The organism is Mesotoga sp. UBA5825, assembly GCF_002432955.1.
GTDB lineage: Bacteria > Thermotogota > Thermotogae > Petrotogales > Kosmotogaceae > Mesotoga.
This window is the reverse complement of sequence record NZ_DJHG01000089.1, coordinates 1-2,278: the sequence shown is the minus strand read 5'-3', so window position 1 is coordinate 2,278 and position 2,278 is coordinate 1. Positions and strand designations below refer to the sequence as shown.

The 2,278-nt window shown below is 43.4% G+C and carries 3 protein-coding genes; all 3 read left to right on the top strand.

Going from position 1 to position 2,278, the window contains the following annotated elements; genetic code table 11:
• Positions 1 to 172: 172 nt before the first annotated feature.
• Positions 173 to 745 carry a dTDP-4-dehydrorhamnose 3,5-epimerase gene (gene rfbC / locus B3N33_RS08995; protein WP_292593056.1) on the top strand — a complete coding sequence of 191 codons (573 nt, stop codon included), beginning with the start codon at positions 173 to 175 and terminating at the stop codon, positions 743 to 745.
• A 129-nt stretch (positions 746 to 874) separates the two neighbouring features.
• A complete protein-coding gene (gene rfbD, locus B3N33_RS08990) occupies positions 875 to 1,852 on the top strand; it encodes a dTDP-4-dehydrorhamnose reductase (protein WP_292593055.1) in 978 nt (325 codons plus the stop codon).
• Positions 1,849 to 2,278 (top strand): GDP-mannose 4,6-dehydratase (locus tag B3N33_RS08985; RefSeq protein ID WP_292593053.1); only part of this gene is annotated, 430 nt, incomplete at its 3' end. The genes rfbD and B3N33_RS08985, both read left to right, overlap by 4 nt.

Here is a 2,278-nt window from a genome sequence, read left to right as displayed (position 1 = left end):
TAGCGATTTAGAGGATTAGCTGTCCCTTGGATCAGCAAAAGGCTTAGCTGTATTCCTGATGGAAAACAAGTTCCTTTCTAGACAGCGAATTAGATTGTGGATCAACTAGTAGGCAATGAGAATTAATTCGACCAAACTGCCAATCTGCTAATCAGCATCTATGGAGGTAATTATGTCCAAGTTCACTAGAGTCGATACCGTAATTCCTGATCTATTCATTATTGAACCAACCGTCTTTGGTGATAACCGAGGCTTTTTCATGGAGACACACAACAAGAAGGAGTTTGTGAGAATAGGTATAGATGTAGACTTTATTCAAGATAATCACTCGAAGTCAAAGAAGGGAACTCTTAGGGGACTTCATTTTCAGAATCGATTTCCTCAAGCTAAGCTAGTAAGAGTTATCAGAGGCGAAGTGTATGATGTTGCAGTCGATATAAGAGAGAACTCACCTTCCTTTGGGAAATGGTTCGGCGTTATTCTGAGCGAAGAGAACAAGAAGCAATCATTTATACCCAAAGGCTTTGCTCATGGTTTTCTTGCACTTACTGATATTGTTGAGTTCACATACAAGTGTTCAGATTATTACCATCCAGAAGACGAAGCTGGAATCATCTGGAGTGATCCAGAGATTTCTATAGAATGGCCGCTTGAAGAATACGGAATAAGTGAGCCTTTGTTGTCTGAAAAGGACAAGAAGTGGCCTACGCTTAAGGAGCTGAAGTTTAGCAGATTAGAAGATTAGTCATATTAAGCTCGTGGCTGGTAGCACGTGGCACGTTGTAAGAACCTAAGATTTCCGGACTACGGGCCACGAGCAACGAGCTACATGCTAATGAGACTAATCTGCCAATCAACTAAGTTGGAGGTATTCATGAAACTCCTGATAACTGGTGCCAACGGCCAACTTGGCCAGGACCTTCAGAAAGAATGTGGTAGACGAGGGATCAAGTATATTCCTACTGATTATCTAGCAGGTAGCACGTCGCGGGTAACATGTGGAATAAATGATTCTTACGACGTGCCACAAGCCACAAGCCACCAGAAAAACGCAGATTCTACCAACCCGACAATCTGCCAACCCGGCAATCTGCTTACTCATCTAGATATTACCGACCTCAAATCTGTAAGAGAAGCCGTTCTACGAACAACTCCTGACGCAATAATCAACTGCGCCGCGTACAACGCCGTAGATAAGGCCGAGGATGACTGGAAGAACGCTTTTTTGGTCAACTCTATCGGACCAAAGAATCTCGCGATAGCAGCAAGCGAACATGGCATTCCTCTCATGCACTTCAGCACCGATTATGTCTTTGACGGGAAGAAGGGAAGTCCTTACTTCGTATGGGATGAGCCGAAGCCGCTGTCAAAATACGGCCAGAGCAAGCTATATGGCGAACAACTCGTCTGGCTTTTCACGAAACGATACTTTATTGTTCGACTTAGCTGGGTCTTCGGCGTAGGAAACACTAACTTTGTAAAAAAGATCCTCGAATGGTCGAAGGAGAAAGATGAGCTGAAGGTCGTCGACGATCAGATATCCTCTCCTGCTTATACAGTGGATCTATCAAAGGCGATTCTGGATCTTCTGTCCACGGAATGCTACGGTATATATCATATGGCAAACACTGGATACTGCAGCAGATACGACTGGGCGAAATACATACTGGAGCTTTCTGGCTGGAAAGGCAGATTGATTCCAGCGAAGAGTTCGGAATTCAAAACAGCAGCCCAAAGACCAGAATTCTCTGCTATGGATACTTTCCCGTTGGAGGAAACGATAGGCTATGAACTTCCAAACTGGAGAGATGCAACTGAGAGATTTCTCAAAGAGCTGGAGGTATTTGGATGACTCTTCTTGTTACAGGTGTAGCTGGTTTCATAGGGAGCAACTTCGTATATTACTATCTTCGTAAACACCCTGAGAGAAAGATTATCGGTCTGGACAATCTCACATACGCTGGTAATCTAGATAATCTCTCTAAACTCACTGAAAAAGAGAGAAAGAGATTCACTTTCATAAAAGGCGATATCTGCGATACGGAACTCATTGAAAGTATCTTCAACGAACAAGAAATAGATGGAGTGATAAACTTCGCTGCAGAATCGCACGTGGATAGATCAATCCATGATCCCCAGATATTCTTGAAGACCAACATACTCGGAACACAGGTTCTTCTCGACGCAGCGAGAAAAAACTGGAAAAGCGAGAATGGCTGGAAATGCATCAAATCTACTGGAGGTAAGTCAGAAATAGATAATTCTAATCCTGCCAATC

What these genes read in the sequence shown, in the direction of transcription:
- rfbC (WP_292593056.1), top strand. Translation starts at nt 173, where the DNA reads ATGTCCAAGTTCACTAGAGTCGATACCGTAATTCCTGATCTATTCATT.
- rfbD (WP_292593055.1), top strand. Translation starts at nt 875, where the DNA reads ATGAAACTCCTGATAACTGGTGCCAACGGCCAACTTGGCCAGGACCTT.